This is a genomic window from Streptomyces sp. NBC_01334, from assembly GCF_035983595.1.
Taxonomy (GTDB): Bacteria; Actinomycetota; Actinomycetes; order Streptomycetales; family Streptomycetaceae; genus Streptomyces; species Streptomyces coriariae.
Map to the genome: position 1 here is coordinate 8,987,436 of NZ_CP130718.1, position 22,448 is coordinate 9,009,883.

General features: G+C 71.3%; 19 protein-coding genes and 2 pseudogenes. 8 read left to right on the forward strand and 13 right to left on the reverse strand.

The genetic code is table 11. The annotated features are described in order from the left end of the window. The first annotated feature begins 567 nt into the window (after positions 1 to 567). Complete coding sequence (locus OG736_RS39990; protein WP_327186797.1) at positions 568 to 1,431, forward strand: leishmanolysin-related zinc metalloendopeptidase; 864 nt, start codon at positions 568 to 570, stop codon at positions 1,429 to 1,431. Between the two features lie 50 nt (positions 1,432 to 1,481). Here OG736_RS39990 and OG736_RS39995 read toward each other — a convergent pair whose 3' ends face one another. Continuing rightward, the gene (locus OG736_RS39995) at positions 1,482 to 2,408 is read right to left on the reverse strand and encodes a GNAT family N-acetyltransferase (RefSeq protein WP_327186798.1); all 927 of its coding nucleotides are present in this window, start codon (positions 2,406 to 2,408) and stop codon (positions 1,482 to 1,484) included. A gap of 199 nt (positions 2,409 to 2,607) precedes the next feature. On the opposite strand from OG736_RS39995, the gene OG736_RS40000 reads away from it, so the two are divergent. After that, on the forward strand, positions 2,608 to 3,330 hold the full coding sequence (locus OG736_RS40000) for an FAD binding domain-containing protein (RefSeq protein WP_327186799.1): 723 nt from the start codon (positions 2,608 to 2,610) through the stop codon (positions 3,328 to 3,330). Between the two features lie 42 nt (positions 3,331 to 3,372). On the opposite strand, the gene OG736_RS40005 is transcribed toward OG736_RS40000, so the two are convergent. After that, positions 3,373 to 4,425 (reverse strand): DUF6745 domain-containing protein, encoded by a 1,053-nt coding sequence (locus OG736_RS40005; RefSeq protein ID WP_442817211.1) that lies wholly within the window; start codon positions 4,423 to 4,425, stop codon positions 3,373 to 3,375. A 31-nt stretch (positions 4,426 to 4,456) separates the two neighbouring features. Beyond that, positions 4,457 to 4,783, reverse strand: a complete 327-nt coding sequence (locus tag OG736_RS40010) for a DUF8820 family protein (RefSeq protein WP_327186801.1) — start codon at positions 4,781 to 4,783, stop codon at positions 4,457 to 4,459. 200 nt (positions 4,784 to 4,983) lie between these two features. Between OG736_RS40010 and OG736_RS40015 the strand changes: the two genes are divergently transcribed. The 5 genes from OG736_RS40015 to OG736_RS40035 are packed head-to-tail and all read left to right on the forward strand — an operon-like array spanning position 4,984 to position 10,245. Next, positions 4,984 to 5,943, forward strand: coding sequence for an STM4015 family protein (locus OG736_RS40015; protein ID WP_327186802.1), 960 nt, complete (start codon positions 4,984 to 4,986; stop codon positions 5,941 to 5,943). 11 nt (positions 5,944 to 5,954) lie between these two features. Next, a complete protein-coding gene (locus OG736_RS40020) occupies positions 5,955 to 7,115 on the forward strand; it encodes an STM4014 family protein (protein WP_327187840.1) in 1,161 nt (386 codons plus the stop codon). Positions 7,116 to 7,122: 7 nt separating this feature from the next. Then, positions 7,123 to 7,950, forward strand: coding sequence for an STM4013/SEN3800 family hydrolase (locus OG736_RS40025; RefSeq protein ID WP_327187841.1), 828 nt, complete (start codon positions 7,123 to 7,125; stop codon positions 7,948 to 7,950). After that, positions 7,947 to 9,305, forward strand: a complete 1,359-nt coding sequence (locus OG736_RS40030) for an STM4012 family radical SAM protein (protein WP_327186803.1) — start codon at positions 7,947 to 7,949, stop codon at positions 9,303 to 9,305. Before OG736_RS40025 ends, OG736_RS40030 begins: the two co-directional genes overlap by 4 nt. Positions 9,306 to 9,315: 10 nt before the next feature. Then, the gene (locus OG736_RS40035) at positions 9,316 to 10,245 is read left to right on the forward strand and encodes an STM4011 family radical SAM protein (protein WP_327186804.1); all 930 of its coding nucleotides are present in this window, start codon (positions 9,316 to 9,318) and stop codon (positions 10,243 to 10,245) included. Positions 10,246 to 10,251: 6 nt separating this feature from the next. Here OG736_RS40035 and OG736_RS40040 read toward each other — a convergent pair whose 3' ends face one another. The 5 genes from OG736_RS40040 to OG736_RS40060 form a co-directional block, all read right to left on the reverse strand. Beyond that, positions 10,252 to 12,279: an RICIN domain-containing protein gene (locus OG736_RS40040; protein ID WP_327186805.1), complete on the reverse strand. Its 2,028-nt coding sequence runs from the start codon at positions 12,277 to 12,279 to the stop codon at positions 10,252 to 10,254. Between the two features lie 124 nt (positions 12,280 to 12,403). Next, a complete protein-coding gene (locus OG736_RS40045; RefSeq protein WP_327186806.1) occupies positions 12,404 to 14,449 on the reverse strand; it encodes a beta-galactosidase in 2,046 nt (681 codons plus the stop codon). Between the two features lie 124 nt (positions 14,450 to 14,573). Continuing rightward, a complete protein-coding gene (locus tag OG736_RS40050) occupies positions 14,574 to 15,911 on the reverse strand; it encodes an ABC transporter substrate-binding protein (protein WP_327186807.1) in 1,338 nt (445 codons plus the stop codon). 101 nt (positions 15,912 to 16,012) lie between these two features. Further along, a complete protein-coding gene (locus OG736_RS40055) occupies positions 16,013 to 16,936 on the reverse strand; it encodes a carbohydrate ABC transporter permease (RefSeq protein WP_327186808.1) in 924 nt (307 codons plus the stop codon). A gap of 4 nt (positions 16,937 to 16,940) precedes the next feature. Further along, on the reverse strand, positions 16,941 to 17,867 hold the full coding sequence (locus OG736_RS40060) for a carbohydrate ABC transporter permease (RefSeq protein ID WP_327186809.1): 927 nt from the start codon (positions 17,865 to 17,867) through the stop codon (positions 16,941 to 16,943). Between the two features lie 293 nt (positions 17,868 to 18,160). Here OG736_RS40060 and OG736_RS40065 point away from each other — a divergent pair, with 293 nt between their 5' ends. Next, a complete protein-coding gene (locus OG736_RS40065) occupies positions 18,161 to 19,153 on the forward strand; it encodes a LacI family DNA-binding transcriptional regulator (protein ID WP_442817212.1) in 993 nt (330 codons plus the stop codon). A gap of 283 nt (positions 19,154 to 19,436) precedes the next feature. On the opposite strand, the gene OG736_RS40070 is transcribed toward OG736_RS40065, so the two are convergent. The 5 genes and pseudogenes from OG736_RS40070 to OG736_RS40090 all read right to left on the reverse strand — a co-directional run bounded on the left by OG736_RS40070 (position 19,437) and on the right by OG736_RS40090 (position 22,240). Continuing rightward, the gene (locus OG736_RS40070; protein ID WP_327186811.1) at positions 19,437 to 20,090 is read right to left on the reverse strand and encodes a lysophospholipid acyltransferase family protein; all 654 of its coding nucleotides are present in this window, start codon (positions 20,088 to 20,090) and stop codon (positions 19,437 to 19,439) included. Between the two features lie 190 nt (positions 20,091 to 20,280). Further along, positions 20,281 to 20,465: pseudogene (locus tag OG736_RS40075) on the reverse strand (hypothetical protein); the annotation flags it as partial. 64 nt (positions 20,466 to 20,529) lie between these two features. Beyond that, positions 20,530 to 21,339: pseudogene (locus OG736_RS40080) on the reverse strand (sensor histidine kinase); the annotation flags it as partial. A gap of 134 nt (positions 21,340 to 21,473) precedes the next feature. Next, entirely contained in the window at positions 21,474 to 21,650 is a 177-nt protein-coding gene (locus OG736_RS40085; protein WP_327186812.1) for a twin-arginine translocase TatA/TatE family subunit, read from the reverse strand. A gap of 14 nt (positions 21,651 to 21,664) precedes the next feature. Continuing rightward, positions 21,665 to 22,240 (reverse strand): TerD family protein, encoded by a 576-nt coding sequence (locus OG736_RS40090; RefSeq protein ID WP_020129565.1) that lies wholly within the window; start codon positions 22,238 to 22,240, stop codon positions 21,665 to 21,667. Positions 22,241 to 22,448 lie beyond the last annotated feature (208 nt).

The following is a 22,448-nucleotide window of genomic DNA, read 5'->3' on the forward strand; positions in this document are numbered from 1 at the left end:
CGCACGCCCTCGCACGGACGACGGCCAAGGGGGGGCGAAAGAGCGAGGGAGTCGAAGCCTGCGGCGGCCGCTCGTCCCGGCCGACGGGTCGGGGTCGGCGAGGGCCGCCGTCGGCGACCGGCCGAGCCCGCCTCCGGCGCGCGAATACCATGAAAAACCCTCGAATACCATGTTATGAGAGCCGCCTCTCACCCGCACCTCAAGGCCGGGACCGCGCCACGTCACCGGTGGTCCTCGACGCCCAGCCGCACCGTGACGGCCTTGACGGCCGCACAGGTGCAGATTCGGCCGGGCACGCCGCGACTCCTCCGCGTCGAGCCGGGCCGGCGCGTGACGCGCCCGCTCGTGCGCGCAGCGCCCTCGGCTCGGAGGCGGCCTCGGCCCCGGTCCCCGTACCGCCGGGACAACTCCGCGTGATACCGGGCCCTGTTGAACCTGAAACAGCTCGCTGCTTCGCAACTCGATCACCCGACATCGGCAGGGCGTCGACGCGCACGGCCCACCCGGTCGGCCTAGTCTGGGAAGAGGGGTGACTCTTCGTCCGGGCCGACATGGAGGAGAACCGCGATGAGCAAGGTCGCCACCAACACCTTCCAGACGTATCGAGCGGTCGCCAGTTTCGAGCGGGCCAGAGAAATAGCCCGCACGACGTCACCGTTCACCATCGAGATCCGCTTCCTCGGCGGACTGACGAGCACTCAGCAGGACGCCTTCGCCGCGGCGGCCGACCGTTGGGCGAAGGTCATCGTCGGGGATCTGGACACCGCCCTCGTCAACGGCGACATCATCGACGATCTGCTCATCGAGGCCGAAGGGGTCACCATCGACGGCCCCGGCCGTGTGCTGGGGATGGCCGGTCCCACCGACTTCCGTGACGACTCCGCGCAGTTCGGGTCGTTTCTGCCGGCGAAGGGCGTGATGAGGTTCGACTCCGCCGATCTCAGCCAGATGGAAGCGGACGGCACGCTCGTCGACGTGATCACGCACGAGATGGGACACGTCCTGGGCGTCGGCACCCTGTGGGCGGCGTTCGACCTCCTCAAGGGCGCCGGGACCCAGAACCCCACTTTCGTCGGTCCCCAGGCGATGGCCGAGTTCGCCGCACTCCTCGGTGAGGAGGACCCGGTCCCGGTACCGGTCGCCAACTTCGGCGGGCCCGGCACTCAGGACAGCCACTGGCGCGAGGCGGTCTTCGTCAACGAACTCATGTCGCCGTTCATCTCCGGAGCCGGCAACCCGCTGAGCCGGATGACGGCGGCGAGCCTCGGCGACCTCGGCTACCAGGTCGACCTAGACGGTGCCGAACCGTACGCACTGCCGGATCTGCTCCAGATCGCCAGGGAGGGTGCCCTCGTACCGCACACGGCGCCGCTCGGTGACGGCATGATGCTTCCGGTGGTGCCGACACGGCTTCCCGCCGAGACACCGTAGGCTCCCGCCCCTGATCAGGCCGTCCGTGTGCGCGGACCGGGCGCGCACGGTCACCGCAGGACGGCCTCCCAGGTGTCCACGGCGTAGTGCAGGACCATTCCGTGGCGCGCGTACAGCCCGGGCGCGCCGGTCGCGTTGGAGGTGTCCACGCCGAGCCCGACGGTGTCCCGGCCCCGGGCGGCGAAGGCCGCGAAGGCGTGCCGCAGCAGCAGCCCGGCCAGCCCGCATCCCCGGGCCTCGCGCAGCACGCCGATGCTGCGGATCCAGCCCATCGCCTCGCGGTCGTCGCGGGCCATCAAGAACCCGGCGTCCCCGGACTCGTCCGTGCCGGCGATCCACACGAGCGACCAGTCGAGCCCCGCCGCGTCCACGTCGTGCAGCCACTGCTCGTAACCGCGCGGCTGGAAGTCGAAGTGCTCCGCGAAAGCGGACTGGTAGAGCGCGTGGACACGGACCCGGTCCGCCTCGGTGGCGCAGGACCGCAGCCGGAACCCGGCGGGCAGCGCCGACGGCTGGTCCCCGGCCCGGTCCAGGGGGCGGCGCAGCACGTGATACCGCCGTACGACCGACCAGCCGCGGGCGCGGAGCAGCTCGGTGTCGAGCGTGGGCGCCGCGTTGAGATGCAGATGCACCACGGCCCGCCCGGCGCCGTTCTCCCGCGCCTTCTCCAGCGCCCGGGTCTCCATCGCCGCCAGGACGAGCCGGCCCGCCTCCTGCCGGTCGGGCAGGACGTAGTGGTCGATATCGACGCGTTCGCCGCCCGACTCGTCCCACAGCAGCCCGTAGCCGACCAGCCGGTCCCCGTCGAAGGCGAGCCAGGAGTCCCGCTCCAGATCCGTCTCGGGATGCTTCAGATCGGCTTCGACGGTGTGCAGGTCCGTCTCGGGCCGGCCGATCTCGATGAGGTCGATCTCGTTGAGGAGACCGGTGACGGCAGGCGCGTCGGCGAGGGCGGCGGGACGCAGGGCGTAGGGCATGGCGCCAGGGTCCTGGGGAGGGGAGCAGGCCGCAACGCAATTTCACCTTGCGCAAGGTGCAGCCATGAGCCCTGTATGCGCCCCCGTGCGCCTGGGCAGAATCCGTTCTGCCATTGATCATGCGGGCGGGTGAACACGGGGACACACGATGACGCCGTGTCACTCGCCACGAACATCCAGGGAAGGCAGGTCGGTTGTCGTGCAGTTGCGTCTTCCCTCCTCCATATCCGAAGCCCAGCGGTGTCTGGCCGAGGGAGCGGTACCGGTAGGAGGTGCCACGCTCGTGTGGGCCGGCTGGCAGCGGGACGGCTTCCCCGAGCAGGCCGTGTCGCTGCGCAACGTCCCGGAGGCCGGCACGGTCGGCCCCGAGGAACTCGGCGGGGCCGTGCTGCTGAACCGCGTCGACGCCACCGTGCCCGAGGCGCTGCACCGGGCGGCCTCCGGCGTGGGCACCGGCGCGGTGCGCCGGGCCGCCACGGTCGGCGGCAACATCGTCGGCAGCACCCTGCGCTGTCTGCTCCCGGCGGCCCTCGTCCTGGACGCCCGGGCCACCGTCCTGGAATCCGACAGCGTCTACGACACCGATCTGACCGAGCTGCTGGCGAAGCGTCACGTGCTGCTCGCCCTGCGCTGGCGCGCACCCCTGGTCAGCGGCTACCGCAAACTGGAGGGCGAGGCGGGCGGCCCACCGCCCCTCGTCGTCGCCGCCGCGGTGCACGCCGACGGCGACAGCCCCCGCGACCTGCGGGTGGCCGTACGCGACGGCTACGAGGTGTTCAGCGAGAGCACGCCGTACGACCCGGACCCGGAACAGGTCCTGCACGCCCTGGCGGGCACCGACCTGGGCGCCCTTCCCGCCGTCGCCCGGGACGCGGTCCACGCCCAGGTCGCCGACGTACTGGCCCGCGTCGCCGAAGGCTGAGGCCCGGCCGCGAGGCCTCCGGGTCACGACAGGCTCTCCGGTTCACGTCTCCCGCTCGGGCGCGTACACCTCCGCCGTCAGTTGGAAGGTCCAGGCGACTCCCTCCCGCGCCGTGCGGGTCGCCGGCGGTACCCGCAGCCAGTAGGTGCGTCGCGTCCCGTCCGGCTCCGGTGTGGAGTTGAGGACCTCCACCATGACGACGGGCTCGTCGTCCGGGAGGTCGATCCGCCATAGGGTGCCCGTCTCGTCGCGGTGGACGTGACGCGCTCCGGAGTCCGCCAGGTAACGGTCGTAGCCGTAGTACTCCAGCATGACCCGGCGCAGTTCGGCGTTCTCCTCGGACCGGATCCGGTCCGGGGTGAGCGCCGGCAGTTCGGCGAGGAACCCGGCCGGGACCGGCATGCCGCGCCAGGCGTGCAGGGCGAAGCCGTCGGGATACGCCAGTGCCGGGCCGTCCCCGTGGTCGAGCCGGCCCGCCTCGTCGCGGTGCAGGGCGACGGGACGCTCACAGACCACCGCCAGCCGCGCGAACGGCCACCACCAGCCGGCGTGGCGACTCACCGCGGCCAGCCCCTCGAGCGGGCCCCGGTCCGTCGGGAACGCGGCGAGCCACGGTGCGTCGTGCTGACCGAGCACGGCGTCCAGCAGCACCAGCCGGACCTCCGCCGCCTCCTTCCCCGTGTCCCCGCCGGCCAGTTCCTCCAGCACCCCGGCGCGGATCCGGTCGACCAGCGCCTGCGTCGTGTCCCACAGGAGCCCGCCGGTCGCCGCCCAGTGCGCCGCCCAGCCCGCCGCGCCCAACCGTGTGTGCAGCCGCTGCCGTTCACCCGCCCACGGGGCGCTGCGGACTGCCTCACGCACGCTGGGGCCCTTGTCCGCCGACTCCCGGACCAGCGTGACCGCCGCCCGCGGTGAAGCGGCCCACACCACGTGCTCCGGCTCCGGCAGCCCGGCCTGCCGGTAGGCCCGGCGGACGCCCGCCTCGGCGGCCGCGCGGTCGGCGGGCACGGCCGCCGCGGCACAGGCGCGCCAGCCACGGACGTCGTCGAAGGACGTACCCTCCACCACCGCCCCGGGAATGTCCGTGGTCGTCATCTGCCCCTCCGTCATCTCGGTCACCCGCTCCTCAGTCCGCGACGATCCGCACGGATCCGGGCACGTACTCCCGCTGCCGGATCACCCGGTACCAGCCCTTCGGCAACGCGATCGCCGCATGCTCCTCGTGGACCACCCGGCCGCCCTGGGGAAGGCGCAGCAGCAGCGGACCGAACGGCCCGGGCTCCCGGACCAGATCGCCCGGGCCCACCACCGCGTGGGCGTGCCCCGTGACCTCGCCCAGCGCCAGCACGAGCCGGCCCCGCCCGTCCCGCCGCTCCTTCGGCGCGACCGCCACGTGCGGCGGCAACGCCTCCTCCTCGACGGGCACGATCAGCACGTCTCCCTGCCGGTACATGGCTCTCCCCTCCCCGCCGGACGCTTCGCGCACCGGCCTCATGACGAAGACGGTACGGACCACCACTGACAACGCCCCCGCACCGAGGCCCGAGCCGATGCTCCGAACCGAGGCCCCGGCGCGGGGGGTTGTCAGTGCCTGTTGGTAGAACTGCGGACACATCACGGACCGCGCATCTTTTTTCTCCCGGGAGCAGCCGCATGACCGTCACCGACCACCTGCACGCGCTGTACCGGCTGCCCGCCCACACCTTCCCGGGCCCCGGTGGCAGGACGGACGACCTGCCCGACCCGGAGGCCTTCGCCTGGCGCGTCACCAGCGACGTCTACGACGCCGACGAGGACTGGACGAAGGCGTTCGCCCGCTTCTGCTCCGCCGTCGACACCACCCGCGTGAGAGCACTGATCGTCGGCGCCTGGCAGGAGGCCTACGACACGGACCCCTCCGACGTCATCGAGGCACTGGTGGCCGCCCGGGACAGGTTCCCCGCGCTGCGGGCGGTGTTCCTCGGCGACATGGTGGGGGAGGAGTGCGAGATCTCCTGGATCAACCAGACCGATGTCACCCCGCTCCTGGCCGCGTACCCCGCGCTGGAGGAGTTCGGCGTGCGCGGCGGGTCCGGGCTCCGTTTCCCCGCCGTGAGCCACCGCGCGCTGCGCAGCCTCGTGATCGAGACGGGCGGGCTGCCCGCGGAGGTCGTGCGCGGGGTCGGCGGCAGCGACCTGCCCGCGCTGGTCCACCTCGACCTGTGGCTCGGCACCCCCGAGTACGGCGGCGACAGCGAGGTCGCCGACCTGGAGCCGATCCTGTCCGGCGCCCGGCTGCCGAGCCTGTGTCACCTCGCCCTGCGCAACAGCGAGATCCAGGACGCCGTGGCCGCAGCCGTCGCGTCCGCGCCCGTGGTGGCCCGGCTGGAGGTGCTGGACCTCTCCATGGGCGTGCTGACCGACGAGGGTGCGGCCGCCCTGCTCGGCGGTCAGCCGCTCACCCACCTCAAGAAGCTCGACCTCCACTACCACTACCTGAGCGAGTCCCTCCAGGAGCGCGTCCGGCGGACCGTGGAGACCGCGGGCGTCGAGGTGGACCTCGACCGCGACGACGCCGAGGAGGACTCGGACGACGACGGCACGCCGTGGCGCTACGTTGCCATCGGGGAGTGAGCACACCACCCATGGGTCACCGTCCCTCCTCCCTCGACGGGTTCCGCCCGGCGCGCGCGTCCGAGCCGCGCCTGGCGGTGGTCGGCAACCCGGAGAACCGTCGGGTCGCCCTCTTCGAGGACGCGGTACGCGCGGCCGGCCTGCCGGCCCCGCGTGTCGTGCCGTGGGCGGACGTGCTGCGCGACGGCGGCGCCGACTTCGCCGCCGAGGAGATCGTCCGCCTGGACTCACCCGGCGAGAACCCCGAGGTCGACCGGCTGCTGCGCGGAGCCGTCGATCCGACGCGGGTCGAGGGCTCGGGCCGCTGGTACACCCGCTTCACCACCGCGGTACGCAGCCTGCGCGGCGGCGTCCGCCTCGACGACCCGGACGAGCTGGCGGTGCTGTTCGACAAGCGGCTCTGCCACGCCGTCCTGGACGCGGCGGGCGTCCCGGTGCCCGCCTCACCCACCTCGGGTCCGCAGGGCGCGCCGGTGCGCGGCTGGGACGACGTACGCGCGTCGATGCGTGAGCACCGGATGGCCCGGCTCTTCGTGAAACCCGCGCACGGATCGTCCGCCTCGGGCGTCCTCGCCGTCGAGTCGGGCGGCGGCGGCCGGATCAGGGCCACCACCTCCGTGGAACTGGCCGCCGACGGCGGCCTGTACAACTCCCTCAAGGTGCGCCGTTACGAACGCGAGCAGGACATCGCGGCCGTCGTCGACGCGCTCGCCCCGGACGGACTGCACCTCGAGCGCTGGCTGCCGAAGGCCTCCCAGGACGGCAGGGCCGCCGACCTCAGAGTCGTCGTCGTGGCCGGTCGCGCCACCCACGCGGTGGTGCGCACCAGCCGCTCGCCGATGACCAACCTCCATCTCGGCGGCCGCCGGGGCGACCTGGACGCCGTCCGGGAGGCCGTCGAGGCGGCGGGCGCCCGCTGGACCGACCTGCTGGGCGTGTGCGAGCAGGCCGCCGCCTGCTTCCCGCGCACCCTGTGCGTCGGTGTCGACCTGCTGCCGGCCGTCGGCTGGCGCAGGGCCGCGGTCGGCGAGGTCAACGCCTTCGGCGACCTGCTGCCCCGGCTCACCGGCCTGCCCGGCAGCGGCGCGGAGGGCCTCGACACCCATGCCGCCCAAGTGGCCGCCGTCCTGGGTGACCTCGCCCGGTACAGAACAGGAACACCGCATGCCTGAGCCCGACATGAACGAGGTGGTGGGCAGCCACGACCTCCTGCTCGTCACCCTCGACACACTCCGCCACGACGTCGCAGCCGAGCTGGCGGCCGCGGGCCGTATCCCCCACCTGGCCGGCCACCTCCCCGGCGGCCGCTGGGAGGAGCGGCACGCGCCGGGCAGCTTCACCTACGCCTCCCACCAGGCGATCTTCGCGGGCTTCCTGCCGACCCCGGCCGCTCCCGGACCGCATCCGCGCCTGTTCGCGGCGAGCTTCGCGGGCAGCGAGACCACCGCGGGCGGAACCTACGTCTACGACACCCCCGACCTGGTCTCGGGCCTCGCCGCGGACGGCTACCACACCGTGTGCATCGGGGGAGTGGGCTTCTTCAACAAGCAGGGTCCGCTGGGCTCGGTGCTGCCCGGCCTGTTCCACGAGTCGCACTGGGCACCGGAGTTCGGCGTCACCTCACCCGGGTCCTTCGAGAACCAGGTCGCCGAGGCCGAGCGCGTCGTACGCCGGCTCCCGCACGAACAGCGACTGTTCCTCTTCGTCAACGTGTCCGCCCTGCACCAGCCGAACTGGTTCCATCTGCCCGGCGCGACCCGTGAGACCGGCGACAGCCGGGAGACGCACGCCGCCGCGCTCGAGTACGTGGACCGGCACATCGGGCGCCTGTTCGCCGCCGCGAGCAGCAGGCGCCGCTGCTTCGCGATCGTCTGCTCCGACCACGGCACCGCCTACGGCGACGACGGCTACACCGGGCACCGCCTCGGCCACGAGTCCGTGTGGACCGTGCCGTACGCCCACTTCTTCCTCGACCCCGCACCCCGTCCGACGGAGGCCGGCCGATGACCACCGCCGAGCCGGCCACCCGCACCGGCCCGTATCAGCACTACGTCTACGCCTACCCGCACAAGACGGCCTACCGGCAGCTCCCCGACCGCCCGTCCCTCAAAACCCTCTGGGCGGCCGAGCCCAAGGACGCACTCTCCCTCTACCTGCACATACCGTTCTGCGAGGTCCGCTGCGGCTTCTGCAACCTCTTCACCCGCATCGGCGCCCCCGACGGACTGACCGGCGCCTACCTCGACGCCCTGGAACGGCAGGCGAGGGCCGTACGGGAGGCACTGGGGGAGACGGACGACGTCCGCTTCGCCACGGCTGCCTTCGGCGGCGGCACCCCCACCTTCCTCACCGCCGCCGAGCTGGACCGGCTCTGCGACATCGCCGAGCACCGCATGGGCGCCGACCTCCGCGCGGTCCCGCTGTCGGTCGAGGCCTCGCCCGCCACGGCCACCGCCGACCGCCTCGCCGTCCTGGCCGGCCGGGGCGCCACCCGACTGAGCCTGGGCGTGCAGAGCTTCGTCGACTCCGAGGCCAGGGCCGCCGTACGCCCGCAGCGGCGCGCCGAGGTCGAGGCGGCGCTCGCCCGCGTCCGCGACACCGCCGTCCCGGTCCTCAACATCGACCTGATCTACGGCATCGACGGCCAGACCGAGCGGACCTGGCGGCACTCCCTGGACGCGGCCCTTGCCTGGCGGCCCGAGGAGCTCTACCTCTACCCGCTCTACGTCCGTCCCCTGACCGGCCTCGACCGTCGCGGTCCCGGCGGGGCCGCGGGCCCCGACCCGGCCTGGGACGAGCAGCGGCTACGGCTGTACCGCGCCGGCCGCGACCACCTCCTCGCGCACGGCTACACCCAGCAGTCCATGCGCATGTTCCGCCGTACCGACGCCCCGCCGCAGGGCGCGGACGACTACGCCTGCCAGACCGACGGCATGATCGGCCTCGGCTGCGGAGCCCGCTCCTACACGGCCGGCCTGCACTACTCCTTCGACTACGCCGTCGGCATGCACCAGATCCGGGGCATCATCGACGACTACGTCGCCGCCGACGCGTCCGACTTCGCCCACGCCGAGGTCGGCCACCCCATGAACGGCCAGGAGGCGCGCCGCCGCCACCTGCTCCAGTCGCTCCTCCAGGCCGAGGGCCTGCGCCTCGACGACTACCGGGCCCGCTTCGGCGGCGCGCCCGCCGACGACTTCGGCCCCGAGCTCGAACGCTTCGCCGACCGCGGCTGGCTGACCGACGCGGACCCGACGACCCTCAGGCTCACCCCCGAAGGCCTCGCCCACTCCGACGCCATCGGCCCCGAGCTGTTCTCCCCGGCCGTGCGGGCCGCCATGGCCGCCTACGAGCGGAAGTGAACCGGCCGCCATGGACCTGACCCTGCTCTACCGCGGCCCGCTCGCCTCCTGCGACTACGACTGCCCCTACTGCCCGTTCGCCAAGCGGCGCGACAGCACGGAGCAACTGCGCGCCGACCGGGCCGCCCTCGAACGGTTCGCGCAGTGGGCCGCGGCCCGCACCGACGACCGGCTCTCGCTCCTCTTCACCCCGTGGGGCGAGGGACTGGTCCGCTCCTGGTACCGGCGCACCCTCGCCGACCTCTCCCACCTCCCGCACATCCGCCGGGTCGCCGTCCAGACCAACCTCAGCTGCCGCACCGACTGGCTCGCCGAGGCCGATCCCGACACCCTGGCCCTGTGGTGCACGTACCACCCGGGCCAGACGCCGTACGACCGCTTCCTCGGCAAGTGCCGCGAACTGTCGGAGCGGGGCATCCGCTTCAGCGTCGGCGTCGTCGGCCTGCCCGAGCACCTCGACGCGGCCCGCCGGCTGCGCGCCGACCTGCCGGCGCACGTCTATCTGTGGATCAACGCCGCCGAGGGCCACACCTACGAGGACGCCGAGGCCGACCGGTGGACCGCCCTCGACCCGCTCTTCCCGTACAGCCGCCATCCGCACACCAGCGCCGGCCTGCCCTGCCGCACCGGCGACTCGGTGATCTCGGTCGACGGCGAGGGCACCGTCCGGCGCTGCCACTTCGTCCGCGCCGAACTGGGCAACCTCTACGACGGCTCGTACCGCGCCGCCCTGCGTCCCCGCCCCTGTCCGCTCGCCGTCTGCGACTGCCACATCGGCTATGTCCACCTCGAGACGCTGCCGCTGTACGACGTCTTCGCGGGCGGGGTCCTGGAACGGATCCCGGCCCCCGCCCCCGCACAGCACTCCGCCCGCATCACGACGATCGCGATGCGGGCGGAGACACGGGCGGGGACGACGGACCCGCAGGACGTGGACTGATACGGGCTACGGGGTCACGTCCGTGACCCTCCAGCGCTGGTTGGAACCGGAGTTGGCCTGCCAGGTCGTGACGGCCGCGCCCTCGTTGGTCGCCTGGCCGCCGACCTCGAGGAGACGTCCGGTGGCCACGTTGACCAGGGTCCATGTCCCGTCGCCGGTGGTCGACATGATCCACTCGGTGGCCGGGTCACGCTCGCCGGTGTCGGGTTCGACCACCGGCACGTTGTCGCGGACGGCGAGGCGCTCACCCTCGGCCGGGTTGGCGAGGACGTAGTGCTGGCGGGCGCCCGTCTTGCCGTACCGGGCGTCCAGCTGCCACTGCTGCGCGGTGCTGCCGTCGGCCGAGCCGATGACGAGGTTCGTGCCGTTGGCCCCGACGGTCACCGCCTTGCCGCTCTGCACGCCGGTCAGCGTGTACGAGTGGCCCTTGCTGAACAGACCCGCGTTCTTCGCGACGCCGGAGACGCCCTTGACGGCGAAGGAGGTCACCGACTGGGCGGGGACGGTGTAGGTGGCCCTGCCGTCGACGACCTTGACCGGGGCCTGCTGCTTGAGCTTGCCGTCGGCGCTGGTCACCGTGGGGGTGACGGTCGCGCTGCCCTTGACGGTGCGGAACTTGGACAGGTCGATGGTGACCGTGCGGGCCTCGGTGGTGCTGTTGACGTGGACGACCGAGGCGCCCTTGCCGTCCTTGGTCACGGCGGCGGCGCTGGAGGTGTCGTCCACCTTGATCAGCTTGTCGCCGGGCTTGATGAAGTGCGTGAAGTTCCTGGCCGTGTCGAACTTGGTGTTGGTGTAGATCGGGCAGGACTGGAGGGTGTCCGTGCTGGTGCAGCTGAACGGGAGCTGGATGGAACCCCAGTTGCCGCCCTTCGCGGACTCGCCGCCCGGCTTCATGTTGTCGTAGTCCTCGACCGGCTGCCAGAACACCCAGGCGGTGGGCTCCAGTTCACGCAGGTCGTTCACCATCTGCTGGGCGAGCCCGAGGCCCGGACGCATGTCCGTGAAGCTCTGCCCGTCACCCCAGTCGCCCTCGACCTCGCTCATCCACAGCGGCTTGTCGGCGGCCTTGGCGAGATCGCGCACGGTGGTGCGCTGCCCGGTGCCGTAGGTGTGGACGTTCATCTGGTCGACGAGGTCCTTGGAGGCCTGCGAGTAGGCGTTCCAGTTCGTCGCGAAGATGGACGGGTTGGTCTCGTCCATCGCCGATATCTGCGCCTTCGTCTTCGCCTTCTTCAGCGCGGGCGCCAGCGCGGCGAGCACCTTCTGCTGGAGCTCGGGGCCGATGTGGGCGCCCTCCTGACGGCCGCCCACGGGCTGGCCGTTCGCGTCCAGCCGGGTGCCCCAGTAGCCGGTGTTGGGCTCGTTGAACGGGTCGACGGTGTCGACCTTGATGCCCTCGGCCTTCTCCAGCCGCTTGGTCGCGCCCGCCACGTAGGCGGCGAAGTCGTCGACGGAGTCGGCCTTGAGCTGGTCGGTGTTGGCGTTGAAGCCGCCGGACACGTATCCGCTCTCGGTCATGAACCACGGAGGGGAGTTGCTGAACGTCTCCCAGTGGGTGATGTCCTTCTTGATGCGGTCCACCCACCAGCGCTGGGTGGCGTCGGCGTCCTTGTTCCAGTCGGCCGGGTCGTCAGCGCTCCACCAGTCGGTGTCCTCGCGGGTGGTGCCCTCGGGCGCCTTCCACCAGCCCTCGACGGCACCGCCGGCCCGCAGATAGTCCGTGACGTCCGGGGCGTTGCCGCCGCCGATGTTGTACCGGGCGATGTTCAGCGCGAGGCCGTCGTCGCCGAAGAGCAACTTGGCCAGCTTCTCGCGGATCGCCGGGGGATAGTCCCCGGTGGCGTTGGCGAACCAGACCAGGCTGGTGCCCCAGCCCTCGAACTTCTGCTGCTGGTACGACGGATCCGGCGTCACGGTGACGGCGGCCTCGGCGTGGGCCTGCACGGGGACGCTGAGGAGGGCGGCCCCGGTGGCCAGCGCGGTGAGTGCGGCGGCCCCGAGGTTCCGTCTGCTGCGGGTACGGCGTGCCATCTGTGCTCCCAACTGCGGTGCGGTCGCTGTGGTGGGCCCCTCCTGCCGCGCGGACAGGAGGGGATGGCCCTCGGCGCGGCTGCGTGCCGTGCCGAGGAGTCGTGGGGGGTGCGGGTGTGTGGCGTCAGTCGCAGGGCCGGCGCAGTACGGCGACCTCCCGCGGCCCGAGGACGAGGGCGCCCTCCGTGCCGCCGGTGCCGAGCAGGACCTCTCCGTCCATCCCGGTCACCGGTACCGTGTCGTCGGTCCGGTTGACCAGGAACAGGAACCGTCCCTCGGCGCCGCGCCGGACGGTCAGCTCGACCGCCCCCCGGACGTCCGCCGGGAGTTCACTGCCGACCCCGGCCGGCTCCAGCAGCCGGGGCAGCAGCGAGGTGAGCCCGTCGACACCGAGCCGGGTGGAGACGTACGAGGCCGAACCGTCGCCGGTCGGGCGCCGGGTGATGGCGGGACGCCCGGCGTGCACACCGGTGTTGTAGTGCGCCAGCACCTCGGTGTCGGAGTCGGTGACGGTGATCCGGTCGGTCCACAGGCTGCCCGAGGTGGCGTCGTCCAGTTCCACGGACTCCCCGGCGAGCAGCGGGCCGAACTCCTCGATGCGGATGCCGAGCAGGTCGCGCAGGGCGCCCGGGTATCCGCCGAGCCAGACGTGGTCGTTCTCGTCGACGACCCCGGAGAAGTACGTGGTGACGAGGTGGCCGCCCTGCTCGGCGTAGCGCGTGAGGTCCTTGGCCAGTTCGGCCGGCACCATGTGCAGCACGGGTGCGATCAGCACCTGGTGCCGGGAGAGGTCGGCGCGGGTGGTGACGAGGTCGGCGCGGACACCGAGCGCGAGCAGCGCCGAGTACCAGTCGAGCGCCTCCTGCCGGTAGTCCAGCAGGGCCGTGGGGTGGGAGTCCTGCTCACTGGCCCACCACGACTCCCAGTCGTAGAGGATGCCGACGGCCGCCGACTCCCGCTCCGAACCCGCCACCGGGGCAAGGGACTTCAGCGTGGCGCCGAGGGCGGCCACCGCGCGGAACAGGTCGCTGTCCTCGCCGGCGTGCGGGACCATCGCCGAGTGGTACTTCTCGGCGCCGGCCGCCGACTGCCGCCACTGGAAGAAGCACACCGCGTCCGCGCCGTGCGCCACGTGCAGCAGCGAGTCACGGGCCAGGTCGCCGGGCCGCTTCGCCACGTTCACGGGCTGCCAGTTGACGGCACTGGTGGAGTGCTCCATCAGGAACCAGGGCCGGCCGGCCGCGATGCCGCTGGTGAGGTTCGCCGAGAAGGACAGCTCGTCGCGGTCCTGCGGGCCGGGGTGGACGTAGTGGTCGTTCGAGACGAAGTCGATCTCGCTCGCCCAGTCCGGGTAGTTCATGCCCTTGGTGTTGCCCATCACCATGAAGTTCGTGGTGACCGGGATCTCCGGCGTGATGTCCCGCAGGATCTCCCGTTCCGCGACGAGGTGGTCCTTCAGGGCGTCCGAGGAGAACCGCTTGAAGTCCAGCTGCTGCGTCGGGTTGGGGTGCGAGGCGGCCAGCCGGGGCGGCAGGATCTGCTCCCAGTCGCTGTAGCGCTGCGACCAGAAAGCGGTGCCCCAGGCGTGGTTGAGGGCGTCGAGCGAGCCGTAGCGGGCGCGCAGCCAGACCCGGAAGGCGTGGGCCGCGTCGTCCGAGTAGTCGTAGACGTTGTGGCAGCCCAGCTCGTTGGAGACGTGCCAGGCGACGAGCGCCGGATGGTCCCGGTAGCGGTCGGCCATCTTCCGGACCAGGCGCAGGGCGTACTCACGGAAGACGGGAGAGGTGGGCCGCCAGTGCTGGCGGGCGCCCGGCCAGAGCGTCTCGCCGTTCGCCGTGACCGGCAGGATCTCCGGGTGGGCGGTGGTGAGCCAGGGCGGCGGGGAGGCGGTGGCGGTGGCCAGGTCGACGCCGATCCCGCCCGCGTGCAGCAGGTCCATGACCTCGTCGAGCCAGCCGAAGTCCCAGGTGTCCGGACCCGGCTGGATCCGGGCCCAGGAGAAGATCCCCACGGAGACGACGGTGACGCCGGCCTCCCGCATCAGCCGCACGTCCTCCTCCCACACGTCCCGGGGCCACTGCTCGGGGTTGTAGTCGGCGCCGTACGCCAGACGCGGAGCGGGGTCACCGTCCGCCCCGCGCAGCATGCGGGACTGGAGGGTGGAGATCATGGCGGTCCTTCCGAAGGTGGTGCACGGGGGCGGCGCGGCCCGGGTGCCGCGCCGCCCGGCGTTTTGTGCTTCTCGACTGCTTGCCGAGTGCGTGTCGAATGTCTGCCGACTGCTTGCCGACGGACTACTTCTCGACGGTGAAGCCCTGCTCCTCGCCGTACTTGATCGAGGCGTCCTGCCAGGCCTTCAGACCGTCCGCCAGCTTGGTGCCGGAGACGTAGGCCTTGCCGACGGTGTCGTTGAAGATCGAGTTGGCGTACGGCTGGAACGGGAGGTACGACCAGTCGCTCGCCACGTTCGCCGCGGAGTCGGCGAAGATCTTGTTCGCTTCCTGGCCGCCGAAGTAGTCGAACTTCTTGCTCTGGAACGCGGCCGACTCCAGCTCCGCCTTGGTGGCGGGGAAGGCACCCTCGCTCACCCGGGTGGCGACACCGTCACCGGCGTTGGCGTACTCGGTGAAGGCGTAGGCGAGTTCCTTGTTCTTGGCCAGCGCCGGAACCGCCAGCGAGCTGCCGCCGTTCTCCGCGCTCGCCTTGTCACCCGCGGTCCAGGCCGGCATCGCCGCCGCGCGCCACTGGCCCTTGGCGTTCGGGACGCCGGTGACGAAGTTGGCGGGCATCCAGGCGCCGGTGGGCAGGGTGGCGATGGTGCCGTCGCCCAGGCCCTTGTACCAGTCGTCGGTCCAGCCGTTGACCGGGGCGAGCAGCTTCTCGCTGATCAGCTGCTGCCAGACCGCCTCGTACTTCTTGGCGCCCGCGTCGTCGAAGTTGACGCCGAGCTTGGTGCCGTCGACCTTGTAGGGGCGCGAACCGGCCTGCCACAGCAGGGAGGTGGTGAGGCCCGCGTCACCGAGGTCGCTGGTGATGTATGCCTTCGGGTCGGCCTTGTGGAGCTTGCGGGCCGCGTCCAGGTACTCGTCCCAGGTGGTGGGGACGGCGATCTTGTACTTGTCGAAGACCGTCTTGTTGTAGAACAGCGCCATCGGGCCCGAGTCCATCGGCAGGCCGTAGACCTTGTCGCCGTCGCTGACCGCGTTCCACGGACCCGGCGTGTACTTCGAGGCGAGCTTGTCGGCGCCGAAGGGGGCCAGGTCGGTCAGGCCCTTGGTCAGGGAGTACTGGCCGAGCGCGAAGTACTCGACCTGGGCGACGTCCGGGACGCCCTTGCCGGCCGAGATCGCGTTGGACAGCGCGGTGTAGTGCTTGTCGCCGGAGCGTTCGCCGACCAGGTTGATCTTGACCTTCGGGTACTTCTTCTGGAAGTCGGCGGCCACGGTCTTCAGGGTGGGCTCCCAGGCCCAGACCGTGATGTTGCCGCCCTTGTCCAGGGCAGCCTGGATGTCGCCGGCGGAGACGGCCTTCGTGTCGGAGTCGTCGTCCGAGCCACCGCAGGCGGTGACGCCCAGGGCGAGGGTGGAGACGAGGGCGATGCCGCGCAGGATGCGGCTCGTTGTTCTGCGCATGGGGCTGCTTCCACTTCTTCGTGGGTGGGACAGGTGAGGGTGGGGGTGGTGCTGGTGGTGCTGGTGGTGCTCAAATGTGGGGCTTGGGGGCGCTGCCCAGGTCACTCCTTGACACTTCCGGCGGCGAGGCCGGACTGCCAGTACTTCTGGAGGAACAGGAAGGCGGCGATCAGCGGGAGGATCGTGAGCAGGGACCCCGTGATCACCAGGTTGAAGATCACGTCGCCACCAATGGTCTGTGCCTGGGAGCTCCAGGCGCTCAGACCCAGCGTCAGCGGGTACCAGTCCGGGTCCTTCAGCATGATCAGCGGGAGGAAGTAGTTGTTCCAGGTGGCGACCGTGGTGAACAGCAGCACGGTCACGATCCCGGGGGCCAGCAGCGGCAGCGCGACCTGGAAGAAGGTCCGCACCTCGCCCGCCCCGTCCATCCGGGCCGCCTCCAGCAGCTCGGTCGGGATCGCCTCCGCGGCGAACACCCACATCAGATACAGACCGAACGGCGACACGAGCGACGGGATGATCACCGCCCACGGGGTGTCGGTCAGCCCCATCTTGCTGAACATCAGGAAGGTCGGCACGGCCAGCGCCGTAGCCGGCACGGCGACCGCACCGATCACCACGGCGAAGATCGCACGCTTGCCGGGGAACTGGAACTTCGCCAGCGCGTACCCGCCCAGCACGGCCAGCAGTGTCGCGCCGCCCGCACCGAGGACCACGTACAGCAGGGTGTTCAGCAGCCAGCGCCCGAAGATGCCGTCGTGGTAGGTGAAGGTGGTCCGGATGTTGTCCCACAGGGCGAAGTCGTCGGCGAACCACAGGCCGTTGGAGTCGGCCAGGCCCGACTGGGTCTTCGTGGCGTTGATGACCAGCCAGATCAGCGGCACCACGGTGTAGAGGGCCATCAGGGCCATCAGCACCGTCAGCAACACATTGCGCTTCGGCTTGCCCGGGGTGTGCTTCTTACGGGGGGTTCGCAGCCTCGGGGCGGTGTTCTTCGCGGGGGAGGCGGTGACAGCGGTACTCATCGGGTCACGCTCCCTTGCGCATGCCGCGCAGCTGGACGGCGTAGGCGACGATCATCGTGATGACGCCCATGATGATGGCCACCGTCGCGGAGTAGTTGTGCTGCTGGCCGTTGAAGGACAGCGAGTACGTGTAGAAGTTCGGCGTGTAGTCCGTGGTGATGGAGTTCAGCGCCAGCGGACGCAGGATGCTCGGCTCGTTGAAGAGCTGGAAGCTGCCGATGATCGAGAAGATCGTCGCGATGACGAGCGCGCCGCGGATCGCGGGCAGCTTGATCGAGCCGATGATCCGCCACTGGCCGGCGCCGTCGATCTCCGCCGCCTCGTACAGCGAGGTCGGGATGACCCGCAGCGCCGAGTAGAAGATCAGCATGTTGTACCCGACGAACTCCCAGGTCACGATGTTGCCGATGGAGGCGAGCACCCAGCCGGGGGAGAGCAGGTCGGGCAGGGTGACACCGAACGCGGAGTTGATGTCGCCCACCAGGCCGTACTTGGTGCCGTACATGAAGCCCCACATCAGGGTGGCGACCACGGCGGGCACGGCGTACGGCAGGAAGATCGTGATCCGGAAGAAGCTCTTGCCGTAGAGCCGGCCACTGTCCAGGGCCAGCGCCACCAGCAGGCCGATGCCCAGCATGATCGGCACCTGGACGACCAGGAAGAGGGCCACCCGGCCGACCGCCGACCAGAACGCGTCGTCCTGGAAGGCCCGCGTGTAGTTGTCCAGGCCGACGAACTGGTTGCCGCCGATCAGCTGGTCCCGGAAGAGGCTCAGATAGATCGAGTACGCGATCGGAGCCAGGAAGACCAGGGCGAAAACGGCCACGAAGGGACCGATGAAACCCCACCCCGTCCAGGAGCGGCGGTCCCCTTTCGCCGGAGGAGGTGCCGGCCGCGGCTCGGCGGCCACCGGCGGTTGCAGCGTCGTCATGTCGTTCCTCGCTCGTCCAGTCCTGGAACCGGGGCGGCGTTGCGCGGAGATTTCCGAACGCCCCACCGCCACCATGATGTTTACGTAAACATCAGCCACGCAAGAGGCTCGGCAAGCTGTTATGTTTACGTAAACATCTGATGGCGGCATGTCTACACTGCCCCGATAACGATGGTCAAGGGTCCTCCGGGGAGACCGTGGCACCTGCGCCGACAGAGAGGTGGGCACACCGAGTGGACATGGCTGAAAGAACACCGGCCCAAGTGCCGGGACGCGCCCGGGCCACCGCATCCATGGCGGACGTCGCACGGCTCGCCGGGGTGTCCTCGCAGACCGTCTCCCGGGTCTCCAACGGTTACGCGGGTGTGAACGAGGAGACCCGGCAACAGGTCCTCGAGGCCATGAAGGAACTCGGCTACCGCCCCAACAGCGCCGCCCGCGCCCTCAAACGCGGTGAGTTCCGCACGATCGGCGTCATCACGTTCACGCTGTCCACGACCGGCAACGTGCGCACCCTGGAGGCGATCGCGACCTCGGCGGCCGCCGAGGGCTACGCGGTGACACTGCTCCCGGTGGCCGTCCCCACCACCGACGAGGTGCGCGGCGCGTTCTCCCGGCTGGAGGAACTGGCCGTCGACGCGGTGATCGTCATCATGGAGGTCCACCTGCTGGACGCGGCCACCGTGAAACTCCCGCCGCACGTCCAGGTCGTGGTCGTGGACTCCGACGCAGGCGACCACTACACCGTCGTCGACACCGACCAGGCCGGCGGCACCAGGACCGCCGTCCAGCACCTCCTCGAACTGGGCCACCGCACCGTCTGGCATCTGGGCGGCCCCGAGGACTCGTTCGCCGCACAGCGCCGCGCCGACGCCTGGCGGGCGGCCCTCACCGAGGCGGACCGCGCGGCACCGCCCCTGGTCAGGGGTGACTGGTCGGCGGAGTCCGGCTACCTGGCCGGCCGTGAGCTGGCCGCCCGCGAGGAATGCACCGCCGTCTTCGCGGCCAACGACCAGATGGCCCTCGGTCTGCTGCGCGCCCTGCACGAAGCCGGGCGCCGGGTGCCCGAGGACGTCAGCGTCATCGGTTTCGACGACATCCCCGAGTCAGGCTCCTTTCTGCCCCCGCTCACCACCCTGCACCAGGATTTCGCCGAGGTCGGCCGGCTCTGCGTCCAGGCCGTGCTGCGCAAGATGCGTCCGGACGGTTCGGAACACGGAACGACGCTCGTACCGACGCGGCTGGTGCTGCGGCAGAGCACGGCGCCACCGCCCGCGGAGCGGTGACAGCCGCATCTGATTCGGGTGCCGTGGGGCGGCTGCTGCGGGGGTCGGGCGGCGGCTGCTTCGGGTGCCGGCGGCAGCTGTCTCGGTTCCGGTGGTAGCTGTCTCGGGTCTCGGCGGCAGCTGTCTCAGGGGCCTTGGCGGTGGCTGCCTTCGGGGGCCGCCGGTGACTGGGTCGCGAGTCCGCCGGTGGCTGCCTTCGGAGGTGTGTCGGTGGCTGTCTCGCGGGTTCGCGGTGGCTGTCCGGCAGGTGCCGCCGATGGCTTTCTCGCGGGTTCGCCGGTGGTTATCTCGGGTGTTCGCCCACGGCGCGGGCCGCCGTCCGCCAGGCCGCGGTGACGGCGAGCCGGGCGGCCGCCGTACCGCGCTCCGTCTCCGCGGGCAGCCGCAGCGGCGCCCCGAGGTGGACATGGCAGTGCGGACGCCGGACGGGCGCCGTCAACGTGCCCGCCAGCTGCTTCGCGGCCGACCCCGAGGCGATCCGCCGGGCGCCCGCGTGGCCCACCGGCACCACCAGCGCGCCGGTCGCCTGTGCCAGACGGGCGAGCCCGGTACGGAACGGCTCGGGTGCGGTGGCCGCCGCGTCCCTGCGGCGCGGCAGTCGGCCCTCGCCGTAGAGGAGCACGTGCCGGCCGCCGGCCAATGCCTCGGCGGCGGCGTCGAGGGCCAGCGCCGCATGCGCCGTACGGCGGTGGACCGGGATGTGACCGTCACGGCTCAGCGCCCTGCCGAGCAGCGGAATGCGCCACAGCCCCGCGGTCGCCATCACCACCGGGTCGAGCTCCAGCCGCCGCAGCGCGGCCATGACGACGGCGGGGTCGGCCATGGAGTCGTGGTTGGCCACGAAGAGGGTCCCCGCGGGCAGGCGCAGCTTGATCTCACTGGTGACGGTGAGCCGCCCGAAGAACGGTGTCAGGGCGATGACGGCACGGCTGAACACGAGGGAACCTCCGGTAAGGGCGATCGGAGCCTCAGTGTCGTGCCGCGGGGGAGGAGAGCGCCTGAGTACGGATACTCAACGAGCACGCCGAAACCCGGTTGCATCGAGAGCCGCCTGTACCGGAGCCCTGTCGCGCCCGAAGAGCGGTGGCCCCGGACCCGGATGCCTCGGCCTGCCTCGACCGACGCCAGATCACGCGGAAAAGATCGGCGGCTGCATGTCGGTGAAGTCCTCGACCGAGCGGAGGCTGTCGCACTGGGCCTCCAGAACCGAACCGGCCGCGGCGGCGCGCGGGGCGCCGACGGTCACACCGAAGACCCGGAAGCCCAACCGGTGCTTGGTGTCGTTCCGGCCGCGCATCCGTTCCTCGGTGAGTGTCCGCGCAGACCGCCCCCATGTCGTCACGGTCGTCCCCGGAGTTCATCAGGAGCAGGCCCATGGCATGCCTCAGCTCTGTCATGGCGGCGCGTCCCCCCGCCTCGATCGCGAGGAGCGCCTCACGTGACTGCGCGGGCGCGGCGTCCAGGACCGTACGGGCGGCGCCGGCCTGGATGACCATCATGCGGACGTGGTGGGTGACCACGTCGTGGAGTTCGCGGGCGATGCGGGCCCGCTCGTGCTCGGCCGCGCGGCGCAGCTCCGCGGCCCGCTCGCGTTCCAGCTCGGCCATCCGCGTCTGCCGCTCGTCGGCACGGGCCCGCCAGGTACGTATGCCGTACGCGGCCATGGCGAGCGGGAGGAGGACGAGCGGGGGGACGTACCGGTCCGGGACGGCCGGCACCCCGGCGTCGCCGATCGAGGCGAGCACGAGCAGGGCCGGCGGCAGACCGACCACGATGGCCGCACGGTACGGGCTGTGGGCGACGGCGCTGTAGGTGGCGACGACGAAGGAGTGGAAGACGATCCGGGCCTCGCCGTCCGGAGCGAGGATCCCCGCGCACCGCACGACCCACAGCACGGCCAGGGGATATCGCCTGCGCAGCGCCAGGGGCAGCGTGACCAGGAGCGCGGGGACGACGGCGCCGGGCCAGGTGTCCGCTCCGGTCCGTGCCCGCTCCACCCCGTCGACGAGCAGATAGCTCCGGCCGACCCCGGCACCGAGGGCGTGGACGGTTCCGACGACGGCGAGGACCAGAGCGAGCAGCGCGTCGAAGAGGAGGTTGCGTCGGGTCGGCCGGGGCGGCGGCGCGACCGGACGCACCAGCGCGGTCACGGCCTCGCGTATCCGGCCGGCCGCCCCGACGTTCATCACCGGTTCATTCTCACCGAGCCCTCGTCCGAGGGACGTCCTCCCACGCGTCCCTCTTCCGGCCCCTCGTACTTCTGGCGCCTACATCTCAGGGAGGACACCGGCCCGAGGTCGTGCCCACCGGCTGCTACCGATCAGTTGGGGTGCCGGCGCTCCCCGTCGGGGGACTGCTCCTCCTTCGCCGCCCGCGCCTCCGCCTTCAGGACGCGCGCCGACTTTCCGGCCGAACGGGCCAGCTCGGGCAGCTTCCTGGCGGCGATGACGGCGATGACGACGATGAGCAGGATGGCGAATTCGCTCAGTCCGAACATGAGGAAACCCCCGGTCAGACGTTGACGCCGAAGTCGGCGGCGATCCCCGCCAACCCGGAGGCGTAACCCTGGCCCACGGCACGGAACTTCCACTCCGCGCCGTTGCGGTACAGCTCGCCGAAGACCATCGCGGTCTCGGTGGAGGCGTCCTCGCTCAGGTCGTACCGTGCGATCTCCTGGCCGCCCGCCTGGTTGACGACACGGATGAACGCGTTGCGGACCTGGCCGAAGCTCTGGCCGCGGTTCTCGGCGTCGTGGATGGAGACCGGGAAGACGATCTTGTCGATCTCGGCGGGCACGGCGGCGAGGTTCACCTTGACCGACTCGTCGTCGCCCTCGCCCTCACCGGTGAGGTTGTCGCCGGTGTGCTCGACCGAACCGTCCGGGCTCTTCAGGTTGTTGTAGAAGACGAAGTGCTGGTCGGACAGGACCTTGCCGGACGCGTCCAGGAGCAGGGCGGAGGCGTCGAGGTCGTAGTCGGTGCCCGTGGTCGTCCGCACGTCCCAGCCCAGGCCGACCAGGACCGCGGTCAGGCCCGGCGCCTCCTTGCTCAGGGATACGTTGCCACCCTTGGACAGGGAAACTCCCACTGTCTTCCTCCTGGTTGAGACGGGTCGAGACCGGCCGGGACCGATCGGGATGTCATGCGCGGTTGCGCCCGAATCGAATCTACAGCACTGTAGAAATGATGGGGAGGCGGCGCTTGACCGGAAGTATGACTCGTATCATCGCCGACATCTCGGTCTCCCTCGAACTGCGCCGGTACCCCCACGCGTTCGCGCCGTGGGTGCGCAGGCG

Bases quoted from the DNA above. Each gene is read 5' to 3' on its own strand.
- OG736_RS40005 (WP_442817211.1), bottom strand. From the start codon at position 4,425: ATGACGACCACGGACATTCCCGGGGCGGTGGTGGAGGGTACGTCCTTC.
- OG736_RS40060 (WP_327186809.1), bottom strand. From the start codon at position 17,867: ATGACGACGCTGCAACCGCCGGTGGCCGCCGAGCCGCGGCCGGCACCT.
- OG736_RS40085 (WP_327186812.1), bottom strand. From the start codon at position 21,650: ATGTTCGGACTGAGCGAATTCGCCATCCTGCTCATCGTCGTCATCGCC.
- OG736_RS40055 (WP_327186808.1), bottom strand. From the start codon at position 16,936: ATGAGTACCGCTGTCACCGCCTCCCCCGCGAAGAACACCGCCCCGAGG.
- OG736_RS40050 (WP_327186807.1), bottom strand. From the start codon at position 15,911: ATGCGCAGAACAACGAGCCGCATCCTGCGCGGCATCGCCCTCGTCTCC.
- OG736_RS40025 (WP_327187841.1), top strand. From the start codon at position 7,123: ATGAACGAGGTGGTGGGCAGCCACGACCTCCTGCTCGTCACCCTCGAC.
- OG736_RS40035 (WP_327186804.1), top strand. From the start codon at position 9,316: ATGGACCTGACCCTGCTCTACCGCGGCCCGCTCGCCTCCTGCGACTAC.
- OG736_RS40030 (WP_327186803.1), top strand. From the start codon at position 7,947: ATGACCACCGCCGAGCCGGCCACCCGCACCGGCCCGTATCAGCACTAC.
- OG736_RS40020 (WP_327187840.1), top strand. From the start codon at position 5,955: ATGGGTCACCGTCCCTCCTCCCTCGACGGGTTCCGCCCGGCGCGCGCG.
- OG736_RS40010 (WP_327186801.1), bottom strand. From the start codon at position 4,783: ATGTACCGGCAGGGAGACGTGCTGATCGTGCCCGTCGAGGAGGAGGCG.
- OG736_RS40040 (WP_327186805.1), bottom strand. From the start codon at position 12,279: ATGGCACGCCGTACCCGCAGCAGACGGAACCTCGGGGCCGCCGCACTC.
- OG736_RS39990 (WP_327186797.1), top strand. From the start codon at position 568: ATGAGCAAGGTCGCCACCAACACCTTCCAGACGTATCGAGCGGTCGCC.
- OG736_RS40045 (WP_327186806.1), bottom strand. From the start codon at position 14,449: ATGATCTCCACCCTCCAGTCCCGCATGCTGCGCGGGGCGGACGGTGAC.
- OG736_RS39995 (WP_327186798.1), bottom strand. From the start codon at position 2,408: ATGCCCTACGCCCTGCGTCCCGCCGCCCTCGCCGACGCGCCTGCCGTC.
- OG736_RS40015 (WP_327186802.1), top strand. From the start codon at position 4,984: ATGACCGTCACCGACCACCTGCACGCGCTGTACCGGCTGCCCGCCCAC.
- OG736_RS40065 (WP_442817212.1), top strand. From the start codon at position 18,161: ATGGCGGACGTCGCACGGCTCGCCGGGGTGTCCTCGCAGACCGTCTCC.